Origin of the sequence: Pseudoalteromonas sp. BSi20495, from assembly GCF_000241185.1 — a bacterium.
Classification (GTDB): domain Bacteria; phylum Pseudomonadota; class Gammaproteobacteria; order Enterobacterales; family Alteromonadaceae; genus Pseudoalteromonas; species Pseudoalteromonas fuliginea.
In genome coordinates this window covers 67,591-84,692 of the sequence record NZ_BADY01000001.1, presented here as the reverse complement: position 1 = coordinate 84,692, position 17,102 = coordinate 67,591, and the positions used below count along the sequence as shown (strand labels likewise).

Sequence of the window (17,102 nt, the reverse complement as noted above, 5' to 3'; positions counted from 1 at the left end):
ACTAAACCACTACAACTAATTCATTCTAAAACCAGCTCAAAACATGAAAAATTTAGTCAAAAACTATATTCTTCGGCGCAATTATTATTACAAATAATGGATGAGCACACACATGACAACACCTCAAGGTGCAACGCTTTCAAATGCACCAATAAATAACACACACTCTTCTACCTCAAAATGGAACCAACACGATACACAATGGACGCTAAGTCTATTTGGCACGGCCGTTGGTGCGGGTATTTTATTTTTACCTATTAATATTGGTATTGGCGGTTTTTGGCCATTAATTATTATGGCGTGTTTAGCATTCCCAATGACCTTTTGTGCCCACCGAGGCTTAGCACGCTTTGTACTTTCATCGAAAAATAAAGATGCCGACTTTACCGATGTAGTTGAAGAGCACTTTGGTGTGACTGCAGGTCGATTAATTTCTTTGTTGTACTTTTTATCTATATTCCCAATTTTGCTTATTTACGGTGTGGGCTTAACCAATACTGTGGATAGCTTTATGGTTAATCAAATGGGGATGGAATCACCTTCTCGCGTATTACTTTCGGGTGTATTAGTTGCAGGTATGATTAGCTTAATGATGGGCGGCGAGCGCTTAATGCTACGTGCCTTTGCTATCTTAGTTTATCCGCTTGTGGGTATATTATTGTTTTTATCACTTTATTTAATCCCAAGCTGGCAAGTGCCCGATATGAGCATGCCTGAAATGGGCAGCTTTGGTAAAACGTTGTGGTTATCGATTCCTATTATTGTATTTTCGTTTAGCCACGCAGCGGCTATCTCAAGCTTTGTAAATGTGCAACGCGGCCATTACGGTAACCAAGCAACAAGCAAGGCAGAGGCGATTTTAAAGCGCACTAGCTTACTACTTATTACCTTTGTACTGTTATTTGTGTTCTCTTGCGTGCTATCGCTTACAGGCGAGCAAATGGCCGCTGCTAAAGCGGCTAACGTATCGGTTCTGTCCTATCTTGCTAACATTACTGATAACTCGTTTATTGCCACACTTGGGCCGCTTGTTGCCTTTATTGCTATTACATCGTCGTTTTTGGGTCACTTTTTAGGGGCACGTGAAAGCTTTACAGGTTTAGTAACTAAACAAACAAGCTTAAGCGCAAAAGCGGCCGATAAAATTGGTGTGCTAATTATGTTTTTAGCTATTTGGTTTTGCGCTGTTAAAAACCCAAGTATTTTAGACATGATGGATCAGTTATCGGGCCCTATCATTGCGATGATTTTATTCATCATGCCAATGATTGCAGTTTATAAAGTGCCTGCACTTCATAAATACCGTAACCGTTTAAGCACGCTATTTATATTAGCGGTTGGCTCACTTGCTGTATTTGCACTTATTTACAGCATGATTAATTAATACGCTATATACACAAAAGCCCAGCTAAGTTAATTAGCTGGGCTTTTTTGTTTGTACGGTTTGTCTCAAATTATTTTTTTATAGTGTGGGTTCTGGCATGTTAAGTATAAATTAGCCTAAAAATAGCCCAACTATGCAATACAATAAATTATTACTAATAAGCGCATGTTTGCTCGCAACACTATTTGTAAGCCCTTTAGTTCAAGCTTCAGAACCCCCAACAATTTTATCAATGAAAGAGCGCGCTGCGTTTATTAATAAAATAACTGAGCTTAGGGTTAACACCTTAATGCCCTCGTTAATGAAGCAGCACAACACTGATATGTGGCTTCTTATAAGCCGCGAATACAATGAAGATCCAATATTAAAAACAATGCTGCCTGCAACATGGCTTTCAGCCAGACGCACCACTATTTTGCTATTTGCACTTAATAAACAAGGTGGGGTTGATGCTTACGCTATTGCACCTTATAAAATAGGTAATGTATTTAAAAAAGGTTGGGATAAGCAAAAACAACCTAGCCAGTGGCAGGCACTCAATACGCTTATTGAGCAATACAAACCTCGCAACATTGCGCTCAATACTTCTACCGACTGGGCACATGCCGATGGCCTTGTGCTAGGCGATTACAAAACCTTAATGGCTAACTTGCCCGCCAATTATCACAATAAAATAATTTCTGCAGAGCCGCTTGCTGTCGCGTGGTTAGAGCAACGCATTCCTGAAGAAGTTGAAATGTATAAACATATTGTGGCTATTGCCCATCATATTATTGCAGAGGGGTTTTCGGGTAAAACAATTACGATGGGTAAAACAACTAGCGATGACTTGGTATGGTGGTTTAGAGAGCGCGTAAAAGAGCTAAAACTACAAACATGGTTTCACCCAAGCGTTGCTATTCAGCGCGCCGATGCGAAGTCGTTTAATCATGAAGAAAGCTTTACCAATGGCTACGATGATAACGTTATACAAGCCGGCGATTTACTTCATGTCGATTTTGGTATTACTTATTTACGCTTAAATACCGACACGCAGCAGCATGCGTATGTGCTCAAAGAAAACGAAACGAGTGCGCCTAATTACTTAGTTGAAGCACTAAAAAGCGGTAATAAACTACAAGATATATTTACCAATCAATTTGCGGTAGGAAAAACAGGTAATGAAGTGTTAGCTGCAGCACGAAAAGCCGCTATTGCTCAGGGATTAAAGCCCACTATTTATACTCATCCTCTTGGCTATCATGGTCACGCTGCTGGTACTACATTAGGTATGTGGGATTCTCAGCAAGGTGTACCGGGAGATGGTGACTATCCGCTGCATTTAAATACGGCTTACTCTATTGAGCTCAACAATGCGGTGTTTATAAAACAGTGGAACAAAGAAATAAGAATAATGCTAGAAGAGGACGCTATTTTTGATAAAAGCGGTGTCTGGTATTTAAATGGCCGACAAACACAATTATTGCTTGTAAAATAAAGCAAAAAAAAATGGCGCTCACTGAGCGCCATTTTTAACTTAATTCGTTGCTATTATTCTGTATCTGGCAGGTTACGGCCATAGAATATTTCTTGCATTTCACGGGTCAGTTTTGAGCGAATTTCGTCTTCTTCGCCCTCTGATAAATCTGCCGTAGAAAGGCCGAATAAATAGGTATTTAAGTCGGTTTCTTTTAACATCATTTTGGTATGGAACAGGTTTTCTTGATACACGTTCACGTCCATCATTTGGTACGCTTCTTTAGTATCTTCTGTCATGAAGTTTTGAATCGAGCTAATAGCATGATCAATGTAGTGCTTAACGCCATTTATGTCGCGGGTAAAACCACGAACGCGGTAGTCAATTGTTACCACGTCTGACTCAAGGCTATGAATTAAGAAGTTTAACGCTTTAAGTGGTGAAATAATGCCACAAGTAGACACTTCAATATCAGCACGGAATGTACAAATACCATCATCAGGGTGAGCTTCTGGGTATGTGTGTACACAAATATGGCTTTTATCTAGGTGCGCAACAACTGAATCAGGTAATGGACCTGGCGCTTCGTCAGCATCGTAATTTTGCTGCTCTTCTACTGGTTCTTCTGAAACCAAAATAGTTACACTAGCGCCTTGTGGTTCATAGTCTTGGCGCGCTACATTTAAAATGTTAGCGCCAATTATATCAACAACTTCACCTAAAATGTCGGTTAGTCTATCTGCACTATACTGCTCATCGATATATTCAATATATTCTTTACGTTGTTGCTCGGTCTTTGCGTAGCAAATATCGTAAATACTAAAGCTTAAACTTTTGGTTAAATTGTTAAAGCCATGAAGTTTAAGTTTATCGAAGGGTTTGTTCATAATAAACCAACCTATAAATTAGTGAACTCTGCACCTGCAGAATGAAAAGTTCGCGGATTTTATACGAATTTTCCTTATGGAAAAAGCGTTATTTTGCTTGATCTTGCACAACTTCGTGGCTATGCGTAATTTCTACTGTTTTATCAAGCATTAATGCAACCGAACAATACTTTTCAGCAGAGAGGGAAACGGCGCGTGCAAGGTGTTTTTCAGACACATTATTACCTTTAACAACAAAGTGTAAGTTGATTTTAGTAAATACGCGTGGGGCTGTTTCGGCACGCTCTGAAGTAAGTTGTACTTGCACGTCTGAAAAATCTTGTTTGGCTTTTTTTAAAATACTGACAACATCGACTGATGAACAACAGCCAACCGACATTAAAACCATTTCCATAGGGCTTGGCGCGGCACTATCGCTACCGCCATCAAACACTACATTGTGGTTAGAATTAGAACGGCCGATAAACGTATCGCCCTCAACCCATTTTACATTTGCTTGCATGTGCTTATCTCAAAAAAATATTTTCTTGATTGTAAGCAACTTAGCCGCAGTTGCAAATGAAAATGTACTAGGCGGCTATATAAGCAATTGATTAATACTGTTGCGAGACTGCATTATCGAATAAGTTTTTAACTAAACCAGCAAATTCATCTATAAATGCATGCTGCTCAACCGTGACAGGCTGTGTGGTGATACTACTGAGGACTTCTTCTAAATCGTAAACTATGCCGTCAACTTCGCGTACAATTAAGCTACGCTGCTCTGTATTAAGCTCTGTGTGCTGCTCACAAATAAGCATAACATTTTGCGCAATGACGTCTTCAATTAATTCCATTACTGTTGGGGCACCTGGTTTTATCTCGCCTGGCTTCTCAAACAATGCTAAATTTTGAGTTAGATACATGATCAAATCATCGTACCCTTGCCTATCTAAAACCATTTTTTATACCACCTTAAAATAATTAATTGCCATGATTTAATCAGAAAGCGACGCGAATTACTAGCTTTGCACGATAGCAATACAAAAAAAGCAGCCGAAGCTGCTTTTGTAGTTATTAAGTAGTACTTAATCTATTTTTAAACCTGGACTTAGCGTTGCTGGCATCGCTACCTTTTCAAGCTCAACTGAAGCAACTGGGTATGCACAGTAATCAGCAGCGTAATACGCGCTTGCTCTGTGATTGCCCGACGCGCCAATACCACCAAACGGTGCTGCACTTGATGCGCCAGTAATTGGGCGGTTCCAGTTAACAATGCCGGCACGAATACGACGTAAAAAGTGGTCATAATCTGCTGCACTATCACTTAATAAACCAGCCGATAAACCAAAGGTTGTATCGTTTGCTTTATCAATTGCTTGGTCAAAGTCGTCAAAGCGGAATACTTTTAAAAGTGGTCCAAAATGCTCTTCATCTGGGAAGTCACTAATGTTTGTACACTCAATAATGCCCGGTGTTACAAAACCGGTATTGGCTGTGTGCTCAAGTTCTACTAATACTTGAGCGCCAAGCTCAACAAGCTCGTTTTGCGCTTTAACCATGCCTGCTGCTGCCGCTGATGAGATCATAGAGCCCATAAATGGCTGGTCTGCATCATCGTAGTTGCCTACTTTAATCGCTTTAGTTGCAGTGATAAGGCGCTCTAAAATTGCATCGCCTTTGCTACCTTTAGGTAAAAACAATTTACGTGCACATGTACAACGCTGGCCGCTTGAGATAAACGCTGATTGAATAATATCGTGAACAACCGCTTTAGTGTCTTCAACGTCAGTAATAATAAGTGGATTATTACCCCCCATTTCTAGCGCTAAAATTTTACCCGGTTGACCCGCAAACTGTTCATGTAAAATATGACCAGTACGCGAAGAACCCGTAAAGAACAAGCCATCAATCCCTTTGTGAGCAGCAAGGGCTTTACCCGTTTCTACTTCACCTTGAACGAGGTTGATTACACCGGCTGGTAAGCCTGCTTTTTCCCACAGTTTAAGCGTAAGCTCGGCAACTTTAGGAGTCAGTTCAGACGGTTTAAATACAACCGTGTTACCTGCTAAAAGCGCTGGCACAATGTGGCCATTAGGTAAGTGACCCGGAAAGTTATACGGACCAAATACAGCTACAACCCCATGTGGCTTATGACGAATCATCGCACGGCCAAGTGGCATTGCGTTTTCTACGTCGCCAGTGCGCTCTAAAAATGCTTTTTCAGAAATGGCAATTTTACCAACCATAGCACCCGCTTCTGTGCGAGTTTCCCACAGTGGCTTACCTGTTTCTTGTGCAATAGTAATAGCGAGCTCTTCGCTGTTTTCTTTTAATTGCGCTGCGAATGCTTTAATAATTTCTAAACGCTCAGTAAAGCTTTTATCAGCCCATACATAAAACGCTTCGCGCGCTGCATTTACTGCGGTATCTACTTGCGCCGCAGTTGCTGATGATGCCTGCCAAATAACGTCGTTATTTGCAGGGTTTAGCGAATTAAATTCTGTGCCTTGGCCTTGTGACCATTGACCATTTATAAATTGTGCAGGATGAGTCATATACTTTCTCCTAAATTAAATCGTGGTTGCACTAACAATATCGCCAGCTTGCAAATGCAATGCATCTGCTATTTCTTGCGATAAAATAAGGCTTTTTGCGCGCTCGTCAAATGTCATTGGCGCAACAGTTGCTCTAAAATCTTCAAGCTTTTCGTTCGCTAGTAACACCATGGTGTCGCCAGTCATTTCGCCAATTTCAACGTTAAAGTGATTTGCATTACGAATCGTCGCAATGTTATCTACTTTTGCTTCAACCGTTGGGCCGCCGTCAAAAATATCTACGTAGCCATTAAACGTAAAGCCTTCGCTTTTTAATAACTCGATTGCTGGGCGAGTGTTGTCGTGTACTTTACCTATTACGGCTTGCGCATCTTTACTTAGCAAGTTTACGTAAATTGGGTATTTAGGCATTAATTCAGCAATGAAAACCTTTTGGCCAATACCTGTTAAGTAATCGGCTGTTGGAAAATCCATTGAGAAAAAGTGCTCTTCAAGCCACTGCCAAAAAGGGCTACTGCCGTTTTCGTCAGACACACCGCGCATTTCTGCGATCACTGTTTGTGCAAAACGCTCTTGATGCTGTTTTATAAACATAAAGCGCGCTTTTGAAAGTAGCTTACCGTTACAATTTTTACGATAGCCATCTTTTAAAAACAATGTGCAAAGCTCTGTAGCACCTGTGTAGTCGTTACATAGCGTTAAAATATCAACCGCTTTGTAGACGTTTAATGTACGCGAAGAGTGAATCACTTTACTTAAGTGATAATGATAAAATGCATCATCAAGCCCTACCGCAGCTTCAATTGCAGACGTACCTACAACGTCACCGGTTTCGCTATCTTCAAGAACAAACAGGTAGCCTTCGTCACCAGGTTGTGACGTTTGTTTAGCAAAAGAGCTTACTGAATGGTCAATCTTTTTTTGCAATAGTTCTTCGTTTAATGGCAAAGACGTAAAACCATGCCCTGATTCGTGGGCAATTTTCAGTAATGCTGAATAATCATTTTGCTGGATTGGGCGAAGGATCATCATGAGTCCGCTTGCTCCCTTATAAATAACGGTAAATAGGAATTGCAGGGCAAGCGGTGCTTGCCCTTAATTGGTTGGCTTAAGTCGCTTATGCGTTTACTACGCTTGCTACTGCTTTTTCAAAGCGCGCCATACCTTCGCGAATGTCCGCATCAGGAATTACTAAAGATGGAGTGAAACGTACTACATCCGCACCAGCAACTAATGACATAAGACCTTGCTCAGTACCTGCCACTAAAAACTCTTTTGCACGACCTTTGTATTTCTCGTTCACCACTGCACCAATTAATAAACCTTGGCCACGGATTTCGCTAAATACGTTGTATTTTTCGTTAACCGCGCTAAGTAGTTCATTAAATAATGCGGCTTTTGCTTTTACGCCAGCAAGTACTTCTGGGGTATTTACTGTATCAAATGCAGCTTCTGCAACAGCACACGCAAGCGGGTTACCGCCATAAGTAGAACCATGAGTACCTACTTTAAGGTGCTGTGCAATCTCAGTTGTTGTGATCATAGCGCCAATAGGGAAACCGCCGCCAAGTGCTTTAGCGGTAGTTAAAATATCAGGTACTATGTTTAAGCCTTGGTATGCGTATAAATCGCCAGTACGGCCAACACCTGTTTGAACTTCATCAAAAATAAGCAGTGCGTTATGTTTAGTACATAAATCGCGAACGCCTTGAGCAAACTCATCAGTTGGTGAAACAATACCGCCTTCACCTTGTAGAGGTTCCATCATTACGGCACATGTTTTATCGCTGATAAGTGCTTCAAATGCAGCAAGGTCATTGTAATCGCAATGTACAATGTCGCCAGGCTTAGGGCCAAAACCATCTGAATATGCCGCTTGGCCGCCAACAGTTACGGTAAAGAATGTGCGACCGTGGAAACCTTTGTTGAACGCGATGATTTGTGATTTTTCTGCGCCAAACTTATCAAGTGCAAAACGACGCGCTAATTTAAGCGCGGCTTCGTTTGCTTCTGCGCCAGAGTTCGCAAAGTAAACTTTTTCAGCAAATGTCGCATCAACCATTTTTTTAGCTAGGCGAAGTGCCGGCTCATTGGTCATTACGTTAGATAGATGCCAGATTTTTTCGCCTTGCTCTTTTAATGCGCCTACTAATGCAGGGTGGCAATGGCCAAGACAGTTAACGGCAATACCACCAGCAAAGTCGATAAACTCTCGACCTTGTTGATCCCATACGCGAGAGCCTTCGCCTCGAACAGGAATTACGCTTGAAGGTGCGTAGTTAGGAACCATTACGTGATCAAATAATTCGCGATTGACTGTCATTTTATTTCCTCTTAATTGTGAGCAACACAAAACATCAAAATAGGTGTTTGGTTACTATTTGTAACCAACTTTATAGGCAAGATCAGTAACCTGATAATTGCGCAAAATTGCTTTGTGGTTCAATTTTCAGACGCACATTATTTCAGAATTACTTAAATCTGTCTCGTTAAAAACTTTCATGTATCCCTTTAAAATAAAGGGCTAAAGATATTATTTCATAGATAGTGAATAACTATTTGCATAGTCAATTATGCTCATTTTTAGACAACTAACCGCATGAGCACTGAGGCGCACACACTTTAAGTGTTAAATATGCAATATAACAATAGAGTGAGAATGAATGATTAGTCGCTAAAAAATTAACAAAAATTTTAAGTTTTTAGTCAATTTGAATAGCTAGATTGGTAAAATTACTTGTTTCGAGGGTTTTTAGTTCCGTTTTAGTGAACTTAAAGTACGAAAACCATGCTGTTGTTTCATCAGATTCAATAAGCTGGTGTTCTTTTAAATTTAGATATTGAGAGTAACAACGCGCTTTTAACATTACCTCGGTTAAAGGTAACATTGTATCGCCCTTATCGACTCCATTAACCAACTGCTGCATGACCCCTTGAAACGGCAAATACTTAAATTTCATCTTCTCAATAACTTTAGCGCTGATAGCTAAAGATTGGTTATTAAGTAACGTAGTTAAAAAAAGCGGGTCGGGTTTTAATTCTAATAACGCAGTGTGCAAGTCTTTGCGCTGCTCTTGGCGCGCTATTTGTACTTTACGTTGCCATACTTGCTCAAAAGTTTTTAAATATAAACGCACTAATGCGATTCGCCCTACATCTAAAAGCATACCAAGGGTAAATGCATGAATATCGTTTACATTGTTAATTTGCGCTATTTTTTGTGCTGCAATCGCATTAGCCATTGCACTATCACGTAGCCTGCGCTTTAGCAGTGAAAATGGTTCAGTACTGTGTGGCATCCAATGACGTACTGCAAAAGTAGGTATGACTAACTGTAAATTATCAAGGCCAATGTAGCGCAGAGCAAGCGCGGGGCTATCTACTTTTACTGAGGTGTTTTTACTACGCTGTTTTCGATAGTAAGGTAAATTAACGAGTGTGACTAACTCACGCCCAAGCCAGCTTAAATCGTTTACTAGAGGCTCTAGCCGCCCTACAGTTGCAGACTTAACCGCTAAAAGATCAAGAATAGTTGCAATACCATCTTCAATCCCTAACGTATTTAGGATTACGGCATCCATGTCGCTTAGTTGCTTAAAAATAGCTGTTTCTATTGCTTTGTGAAGTACTTCACTCGCCTGAGCTCGATACTTATGATGCGCAGTACTGCTCTGCTGACGTTTATGTTGTGCTGCGACCTCAACTTGAAGCAACGTACGTTGCTTCATTGGCTCGCCATATTCTATTTCTAATGTATGAATAAAACCAATTTGCTGATGCGCAAAGCTATGACCAAGCAATAAATCATGTGCTCGTTGGTCAAGTATTTTAGCTGTTCGTTGTTGCGCTACAAGTTCAGTCATAACATCCATTCATTAGTAAATATAAAATAAGTATCGGTATTAAAAATTAGAATCGCATTAAAAAGTTATCAAGCAGTGCTAATCCTTGTTCAGTTAAAATAGCTTCAGGATGAAACTGCACTCCCTCTATCGCTAACTCTTTATGGAGTAACCCCATAATTTCGTCAAATTCACCTAATTCGGTTTGACTCCATGCGGTTACTTCAAGCTCTTTAGGCAGTGTTTGTGCTTTAACGACTAAAGAGTGATAACGACATACCGTTAATGGGTTGGCTAAACCTTTAAATACACCTTTATTGGTATGAACGATGGGCGATGTTTTACCGTGCATAATTTTTTTAGCACGAATGACATCCCCACCCAAAGCTTGTGCGATGGTTTGGTGTCCCAAACAAATGCCTAAAATTGGGTATTGCCCTTTTAGCTGCTCAACCACGCTTAACGATATACCAGCTTCGTTAGGTGAGCAAGGACCCGGCGATAACACGATGTGTTTCGGGTTTAACTGTTTTATTTGTGCAATGCTTAGCTCGTCATTACGTTTTACTAAAACGTCTTGATCTAAACGCTGAAAATATTGCACTAAGTTGTAAGTAAACGAATCGTAGTTATCGATCATTAACAGCATTACACAACAGACCTTATAAATTATTGACCACTACTTCACACAAGTGGCACTAAGCGCTGCATTCTACCACTATTAATTAACCAACATAAATTAGCAAAAAGCGTTAAAAACTTGCTCTTTTAACTAAAATAGCAGCTCAAGATAGATTTATTGCCCAGAGTTCAGGTTACTTAAGTTTAATTCCACTCATAGTCGCTTAACTTCTGTGGTTATTCTACTTTCTCGCATCTTGAGCAATAATATCGAGCCCTAAGCTTTTCACGAGTAGTTAATACGACTATTTCAGCTGTATACCCCTGCCATAAATTATTGACCGCTAAAGTACGTGCGTTTATCGATCATTTTATTGCCTGCTTTGGTGAAGTCCCTTATTGGAAAAAACAGTAACTGCTAAAAAGTAAAAGCGGTTGTTTGCGCTATATCAAATTAAGTTGGCAATGGTTGATTTATGATTGTTTAAACCCCAGTGTATTATATGAAGGTAATAATTCACTTAAACAACTCACTTACTTGTGAGCTCATTTATATCCTATTAAGGAGCGAATATGTTAGGCGAAGACCACTCATTAACAAACGACTTTCCAGATCATTTAAATGCCATTGCAACACTCAATACTGACGATTCTGAATTTGCCGAAAAGGCAACACAGTACGATAAGTTAGACAAAGAAATAAGAGTATTGGAGCTTAAAGATGCGCCAATTAGCGATGAACAAATGCATCAATTAAAGCATGATCGCTCAGAATTAAAAGATTGGCTATACCAGCGTTTACTTCAAGCCGAACAACACTAAAAAGTAAAAAAGAGTTCGCTGTAAACAGTGAACTCTTTGATCGTCTTCAATCAAAAATCTATATTACTTTACAAAATCACCCACTGGATTCATAAACACAGTAGCAGGGCTTTAAAGTTGTCATAAAGCGCGCACTCAGCAGTCCACGTATAGGTTTATTCATTATAATTCACCTAATTTAAGCTGTGCTAAAACACTATCTAATGTATCAACTAGTTGTTGGTTTTTAGTCTCGTTTAATGCATCTATATGTGGCGGTGCAAAACGCTCAGCATCGTTATCAAAATACAAACCTGTGGCGTTGTTAAATTCATCGCTAAGCGCAGCACGATAAAAAATATCAGCTCCTAGTTTTAGATCTCCACCGTCTAATCCGTATGCATCTTTAACCATTTTGCTACCCAGTAACGATTTTGGATTTACTGATACAACTAACGGGCCTACCTCTTTTAATTTAAGTCCTAGATAGCGCGACCACATCGTAATAGCTAACTTACTTTGTGCATAAGCGTCACCATCCGAAAGCGCCTTATTACCAATAAGTGCATCAAGGTTAACGCTTGATTGCGCGGCCGATGATACGTTAACTACACGCGCATTTTTATTTAATAGTGGTAACAGTAATTTAGTCAGTAAATAAGGTGCAAATGTATTTACGGCAAAACGCGCATCAAGGCCATCAGGTGTTGTTACGTTCTCAAGCTTGAATACACCAGCGTTATTAATAAGTACGTCAATTTGTTTATGATCTGCGCTTATCTGTTCTGCCAAATAATGTACCTGTGACATTTCGCTTAAATCGGCCACATAGCTTTGAGTACTTGCTTGCGGGTAATGCTCGTTTAACATTGTCTGTACATTATTAAGCTTTTCTATATTACGACCATGCAGTAATACAGTCTGACCTTGGGCTAGTAACATTTTTGCCGTCTCTAAACCAATGCCATCTGTTGCACCGGTGATTAAAATGATTTTTTTCATGTGTATGCCCTCTCAGTGCAACATTAAAGTAGTTAACCTGGACTCTAGATAATAAATATCTTAACCAGGGTTGTGGTTAGTTAAAGCCCAGTTACAGTCTTAAAGTAAATTATGCAGCTATCGTAGCACCCCAATACCGTCGTGATAATTAGCCATGTAATAGAATCAGTTTATAAAATAAATTGATAAAGCGAGGATCTGATGAGCGAATATTTTTTATTCTTCTATTTGAATTTTGCTCTAATCATTACTATTGTTTTTACACCTCCTTAATAGTAGTATTTATCATATAAATATGCTTTTCGAGAAATAACATGAAAGTTTTAGTTACTGGCGGCATGGGTTACATAGGTAGCCACACATGCATTGCATTGCATGAAGCAGGTATTACACCTGTTATTTATGATAACTTATCTAATGCAAGTGCGCGGGTACTTGACCAACTCGAAAAGATTACAGGTACTCGGTTTGAGTTTATTTTGGGTGACATTCAAGACGAGCAACAATTTAAACTCGCTCTAAAACATACTAAAGCCGAAGCTGTCTTTCACTTTGCAGCTTTAAAAGCCGTTGGCGAATCTACCGAGCAACCGCTGCGTTATTATCAAAATAACGTGTCGGGCACATTAAGCATGCTACAGAGCATGCAAGAGGCAGGCGTTAACCATATTATATTTAGCTCATCGGCTACTGTGTACGGCGAGCCAGACTACCTCCCTATTGACGAAAAGCATCCTATACGCGCAACTAACCCCTATGGTTGGACTAAAGTCATGGTTGAGCAAGCCATGCAAGACGTATGTAATGCCAACAGTCAATTTATGGGGATTGCGCTTCGTTACTTTAACCCAGTAGGTGCACACCCAAGCGGTTTACTAGGCGAAAGTCCTAATGGTATTCCTAATAACTTAATGCCATTTATTGCCCAAACTGCAGTAGGTAAGCGCGACGTGGTAAATATTTTTGGTGACGACTACGACACCGAAGATGGCACCGGTGTGCGCGACTATATTCACGTTTTAGATTTAGCGAAAGGCCACGTTGCCGCTTTTATGCAGCACAAAACAGACACCGCTTTTCATGCTTATAACTTAGGCACAGGGCAAGGTTATTCTGTGCTTGATATGATTAAAGCATTTAGCGCATCAGCCAATAAAGATATTCCTTATCAAATTACGCCGCGCCGAGCAGGTGATATTGCCTGTAACTACGCCGATGCCACAAAAGCGCAAAACACACTTAACTGGCACGCAGAACTAACACTTAGCGACATGACAAACGACACATGGCGCTGGCAAACTAATTACCCAAGTGGGTTGGAGAGTTAATATGACTTTATTAGAAAGTACTCACAGACGTAAAAATCCGCTAACGGGTCGTTGGGTATTAGTGTCACCACATCGTAATAATCGCCCATGGTTAGGCGCAACAGAAGCTGTTAACGAAAACGTATTACCAAAACACGATGACAGCTGCCCACTTTGTCCTGGCAACACCCGTGCAAATGGCGACAGTAACCCAGATTACAAATACACCCATGTATTTAGAAATGACTTTGGCGCACTCACACCTAATGCCAGCGAGCAATTACAAGGCTTAGAGTCAGACAGCGATTTATTTATTGCCGACGAAGCCAGTGGCGAATGCCGCGTAATTTGTTTTTCTCCAGAGCACAATAAAACACTACCAGAGCTTAGCCAAAATGCATTGCACGAAGTAGTAAAAACTTGGAAACAAAATTACACAGAGCTTGCACAGCAGTACGAATGCGTACAAGTTTTTGAGAATAAAGGCGAGATCATGGGTTGCTCGCAACCTCATCCTCACGGTCAAGTATGGGCGCATTCGCATTTATCAACGGAAATTGAAGCCGAAGATAACCAGCAGCTCGCCTATTATGAAAAGCATGGCACAGCCTTGCTTGCCGATTACGCGCAAAAAGAGCAAGCAGATCAAACACGTGTTGTATTTGAAAACGAACATTGGCTTGTTGTGGTGCCATTTTGGGCTGCATGGCCGTTTGAAACAATGCTAGTAACTAAAGATAACATTCAAAACTTTAGCCAGCTAAACGATGCACAAACCGACTCTTTAGCTCAGGCTCTTAAAGTATTAACCACTAAATACGACAACGTATTTAATTGCAGCTTCCCCTACTCAATGGGTTGGCACAATGCACCGGCCAATAGAGGCTCTGATGAGCAGCACTGGCGCTTACATGCACATTTTTATCCGCCGCTACTTCGCTCTGCTACCGTTAAAAAACACATGGTAGGCTACGAAATGCTAGGCGAAAGCCAACGCGATTTAAGCGCAGAAACCGCCGCTTCTATTTTAAAAGCAGCCAGTACCACACATTATAAAGATACAGCAGGACACATAAATGAAGCTTAACGAATTCCAACAACAATTTTTGTCACTGTATGGCGCGCCTGCACAAGGTATTGCTGCCGCCCCTGGGCGTGTAAATCTAATTGGTGAATTTACTGATTACAACGATGGCTTTGTTTTACCGTGTTCGTTAGCATTTCGTACCCAAGTTATGTTTAAACAGCGCGACGATAATATTATCACTGTGCGCTCTTTAAATTACCCAGGCGAGCAAGACCGCTTTAGCGTTGATGAGGCAATCAGCGAAGGCCAATCGCAATGGGGTAACTATATTCGCGCGGTGGCTTTTGTACTTAAACGAGCAGGCCATACATTACGTGGCGCTGACCTACTTATTGATAGTAATTTGCCGCAAGGCAGTGGCTTGTCGTCATCGGCTGCACTCGAAGTTGCTGTTGGCGGTATGTTTAACCATATTGCACAGCTTGGTTTACCACCAGAGAAAATTGCGTTATTTGGCCAAGAAGCCGAAAACGACTTTATGCATTGCCAATGCGGTATTATGGATCAGCTTATTTCGGCTAAAGGCGAGAATGGTCACGCACTTTTAATTGACTGCGAAAACTTAGCGACTACGGCAGTAAAAGTACCAGATGATTTAAACATTGTTATTGTTAATTCAAACTACCCGCGTAAATTAGTTGATAGCGAATACAACCAGCGCCGTATTGACTGCGAACAAGCTGCTGTAAAAATGGGTGTAGAAACACTTCGTCAAGCAACCATGACTGGCTTGCAAGCAGTAAAAGCGACATTAAGTGAAAACGAATATAAACGTACACACCACGTAATTAGCGAAAACGACCGCGTAATTGCAGCAACTACTGCACTGCAAAATAACGATATGGATGCACTTCGCACGCTAATGGCAGCATCGCACCAATCACTTAAACACGATTTTGAAGTAACCGTACCGGCAACCGATGGCCTAGTAGAAATTTGTAAAGAAGCGATGGGCGAGCGCGGCGCAGTACGTATGACAGGGGGTGGTTTTGGTGGCGCAATTGTATGTTTGTGTCGTGATGCTGAAGTACCATTAATTAAAGCAGCGATAGAAAAGCATTACTTTGAGCGTTTTAGCCTAAATGCTGATATTTACGTATGTTCAGCGGGTTCAGGATTACAAATTACGTCTTTTTAAATAAATTTAAGGAATAAGCATGGCAAAGGTTAATTGGGGAATTATTGGGTGTGGCAATATAGCTCACACCTTTGCTAAAAGCATCGCACATTGTAGTGATGCACAGCTTATTGGCGCTGCATCAATGAGTATGCAGCGCGCTAAAGAATTTGCCACACCGTACAATATTCAAGGCTATGAGAGCTATCAAGCTCTTATGCAATGCCCAAATATAGATGCTATTTATATTGCCAATACGCACGATCAACACTTTAAAACGATAGCCCAATGCTTAAAACATAATAAGCACGTGCTAAGCGAAAAACCAATTACCGTTAATGCTAAGCAGTTGCAAAGCCTCACTGAGCTTGCAAAACAACAAAACTGCTTTTTAATGGAAGGCGTTTGGATGCGATTTTTACCAGCCATAGTAAAATTACAACAACTCCTAAATGAAGGTGTTATTGGTAATGTACACAGTGTTAATGCCAACTTTAGTTTACCTGGCAGCTTTGCCGACACTCATCGATTAATGAACCCTGTAACAGCGGGTGGCGCCCTACTCGATTTAGGTATTTATCCTATTTCGATTGCTGATGTGGTATTTAATAAAGCCCCTGAACACATCAAATCCTTTGTACATAAAAGCACAACCGGTGTTGATGAGCGAAGCACTGCTATAGTTGATTACGGTAATGGGCAATTTGCATCTCTTGCCAGCGCACTGCAGCAAAATGGCCCAACAGAAGCATGTATTAATGGTGAGCTTGGCTATATTCGAATACCTCAGTTTGTAGGTGCACAAACGCTAGAGCTACACATAAACGACCAAGACCCTCAGTACTTTGAATACAACTTTAGCGACAATGAAAATTTTAAGTTTGAAATTGCACATGTCACGCAGTGTATATTACAAAAACAAACCCAAAGCAGCGTATTACCACTGGGTACTAGCTTACGAGTTATGAACATAATGGATACCTTACGAGCACAATGGCAGTTGCAATATAGCAATGCCGTCGAGTCGGCTGAACTGACTAATTAAAAATAAAAATACACAA

General features: G+C 40.6%; 16 protein-coding genes. 7 read left to right on the top strand and 9 right to left on the bottom strand.

Annotated elements, in window-relative coordinates:
- Positions 1-112 precede the first annotated feature (112 nt).
- Both P20495_RS19560 and P20495_RS19565 read left to right on the top strand, forming a co-directional pair.
- Positions 113-1,384, top strand: coding sequence for an aromatic amino acid transport family protein (locus P20495_RS19560; RefSeq protein ID WP_008133417.1), 1,272 nt, complete (start codon positions 113-115; stop codon positions 1,382-1,384).
- A 133-nt stretch (positions 1,385-1,517) separates the two neighbouring features.
- Entirely contained in the window at positions 1,518-2,861 is a 1,344-nt protein-coding gene (locus P20495_RS19565) for a M24 family metallopeptidase (RefSeq protein WP_008133416.1), read from the top strand.
- 53 nt (positions 2,862-2,914) lie between these two features.
- Here the strand turns inward: P20495_RS19565 and speD are convergent, their stop codons facing one another.
- From speD to P20495_RS19605, 8 genes are all read right to left on the bottom strand, one after another.
- Complete coding sequence (gene speD, locus P20495_RS19570; protein WP_007376266.1) at positions 2,915-3,727, bottom strand: adenosylmethionine decarboxylase; 813 nt, start codon at positions 3,725-3,727, stop codon at positions 2,915-2,917.
- Between the two features lie 88 nt (positions 3,728-3,815).
- The gene (locus P20495_RS19575) at positions 3,816-4,229 is read right to left on the bottom strand and encodes an OsmC family protein (RefSeq protein ID WP_008133415.1); all 414 of its coding nucleotides are present in this window, start codon (positions 4,227-4,229) and stop codon (positions 3,816-3,818) included.
- Positions 4,230-4,320: 91 nt separating this feature from the next.
- On the bottom strand, positions 4,321-4,668 hold the full coding sequence (locus P20495_RS19580) for a DUF3802 family protein (protein WP_007376264.1): 348 nt from the start codon (positions 4,666-4,668) through the stop codon (positions 4,321-4,323).
- Between the two features lie 126 nt (positions 4,669-4,794).
- Positions 4,795-6,264, bottom strand: coding sequence for a succinylglutamate-semialdehyde dehydrogenase (gene astD, locus P20495_RS19585; protein WP_008133414.1), 1,470 nt, complete (start codon positions 6,262-6,264; stop codon positions 4,795-4,797).
- 15 nt (positions 6,265-6,279) lie between these two features.
- Complete coding sequence (astA, locus tag P20495_RS19590) at positions 6,280-7,296, bottom strand: arginine N-succinyltransferase (protein ID WP_008133413.1); 1,017 nt, start codon at positions 7,294-7,296, stop codon at positions 6,280-6,282.
- An 85-nt stretch (positions 7,297-7,381) separates the two neighbouring features.
- On the bottom strand, positions 7,382-8,587 hold the full coding sequence (locus P20495_RS19595; protein ID WP_008133411.1) for an aspartate aminotransferase family protein: 1,206 nt from the start codon (positions 8,585-8,587) through the stop codon (positions 7,382-7,384).
- A gap of 379 nt (positions 8,588-8,966) precedes the next feature.
- Complete coding sequence (locus P20495_RS19600; protein ID WP_007376260.1) at positions 8,967-10,127, bottom strand: HDOD domain-containing protein; 1,161 nt, start codon at positions 10,125-10,127, stop codon at positions 8,967-8,969.
- 46 nt (positions 10,128-10,173) lie between these two features.
- Entirely contained in the window at positions 10,174-10,755 is a 582-nt protein-coding gene (locus tag P20495_RS19605; RefSeq protein ID WP_007376259.1) for an aminodeoxychorismate/anthranilate synthase component II, read from the bottom strand.
- 545 nt (positions 10,756-11,300) lie between these two features.
- Here P20495_RS19605 and P20495_RS19610 point away from each other — a divergent pair.
- The gene (locus P20495_RS19610; protein WP_008133407.1) at positions 11,301-11,549 is read left to right on the top strand and encodes a YdcH family protein; all 249 of its coding nucleotides are present in this window, start codon (positions 11,301-11,303) and stop codon (positions 11,547-11,549) included.
- 162 nt (positions 11,550-11,711) lie between these two features.
- Here the strand turns inward: P20495_RS19610 and P20495_RS19615 are convergent, their stop codons facing one another.
- On the bottom strand, positions 11,712-12,530 hold the full coding sequence (locus P20495_RS19615) for an SDR family NAD(P)-dependent oxidoreductase (RefSeq protein ID WP_008133404.1): 819 nt from the start codon (positions 12,528-12,530) through the stop codon (positions 11,712-11,714).
- Positions 12,531-12,844: 314 nt separating this feature from the next.
- Here P20495_RS19615 and galE point away from each other — a divergent pair, with 314 nt between their 5' ends.
- From galE to P20495_RS19635, 4 genes are read left to right on the top strand one after another with little or no spacing between them, the layout of a single operon-like run.
- Positions 12,845-13,858 carry a UDP-glucose 4-epimerase GalE gene (gene galE / locus P20495_RS19620; RefSeq protein ID WP_008133402.1) on the top strand — a complete coding sequence of 338 codons (1,014 nt, stop codon included), beginning with the start codon at positions 12,845-12,847 and terminating at the stop codon, positions 13,856-13,858.
- A 1-nt stretch (position 13,859) separates the two neighbouring features.
- Positions 13,860-14,924, top strand: a complete 1,065-nt coding sequence (locus P20495_RS19625) for a UDP-glucose--hexose-1-phosphate uridylyltransferase (protein ID WP_008133401.1) — start codon at positions 13,860-13,862, stop codon at positions 14,922-14,924.
- Positions 14,914-16,062, top strand: coding sequence for a galactokinase (gene galK, locus P20495_RS19630; RefSeq protein WP_008133400.1), 1,149 nt, complete (start codon positions 14,914-14,916; stop codon positions 16,060-16,062). Before P20495_RS19625 ends, galK begins: the two co-directional genes overlap by 11 nt.
- A 19-nt stretch (positions 16,063-16,081) precedes the next feature.
- A complete protein-coding gene (locus tag P20495_RS19635; protein ID WP_008133399.1) occupies positions 16,082-17,086 on the top strand; it encodes a Gfo/Idh/MocA family protein in 1,005 nt (334 codons plus the stop codon).
- Positions 17,087-17,102 lie beyond the last annotated feature (16 nt).

Coding starts and splice junctions, on each gene's coding strand:
- P20495_RS19595 (WP_008133411.1), bottom strand. CDS start 8,587: ATGACAGTCAATCGCGAATTATTTGATCACGTAATGGTTCCTAACTAC.
- P20495_RS19600 (WP_007376260.1), bottom strand. CDS start 10,127: ATGACTGAACTTGTAGCGCAACAACGAACAGCTAAAATACTTGACCAA.
- astD (WP_008133414.1), bottom strand. CDS start 6,264: ATGACTCATCCTGCACAATTTATAAATGGTCAATGGTCACAAGGCCAA.
- P20495_RS19625 (WP_008133401.1), top strand. CDS start 13,860: ATGACTTTATTAGAAAGTACTCACAGACGTAAAAATCCGCTAACGGGT.
- P20495_RS19580 (WP_007376264.1), bottom strand. CDS start 4,668: ATGGTTTTAGATAGGCAAGGGTACGATGATTTGATCATGTATCTAACT.
- speD (WP_007376266.1), bottom strand. CDS start 3,727: ATGAACAAACCCTTCGATAAACTTAAACTTCATGGCTTTAACAATTTA.
- galE (WP_008133402.1), top strand. CDS start 12,845: ATGAAAGTTTTAGTTACTGGCGGCATGGGTTACATAGGTAGCCACACA.
- astA (WP_008133413.1), bottom strand. CDS start 7,296: ATGATGATCCTTCGCCCAATCCAGCAAAATGATTATTCAGCATTACTG.
- P20495_RS19605 (WP_007376259.1), bottom strand. CDS start 10,755: ATGCTGTTAATGATCGATAACTACGATTCGTTTACTTACAACTTAGTG.
- P20495_RS19565 (WP_008133416.1), top strand. CDS start 1,518: ATGCAATACAATAAATTATTACTAATAAGCGCATGTTTGCTCGCAACA.
- galK (WP_008133400.1), top strand. CDS start 14,914: ATGAAGCTTAACGAATTCCAACAACAATTTTTGTCACTGTATGGCGCG.
- P20495_RS19635 (WP_008133399.1), top strand. CDS start 16,082: ATGGCAAAGGTTAATTGGGGAATTATTGGGTGTGGCAATATAGCTCAC.
- P20495_RS19610 (WP_008133407.1), top strand. CDS start 11,301: ATGTTAGGCGAAGACCACTCATTAACAAACGACTTTCCAGATCATTTA.
- P20495_RS19560 (WP_008133417.1), top strand. CDS start 113: ATGACAACACCTCAAGGTGCAACGCTTTCAAATGCACCAATAAATAAC.
- P20495_RS19615 (WP_008133404.1), bottom strand. CDS start 12,530: ATGAAAAAAATCATTTTAATCACCGGTGCAACAGATGGCATTGGTTTA.
- P20495_RS19575 (WP_008133415.1), bottom strand. CDS start 4,229: ATGCAAGCAAATGTAAAATGGGTTGAGGGCGATACGTTTATCGGCCGT.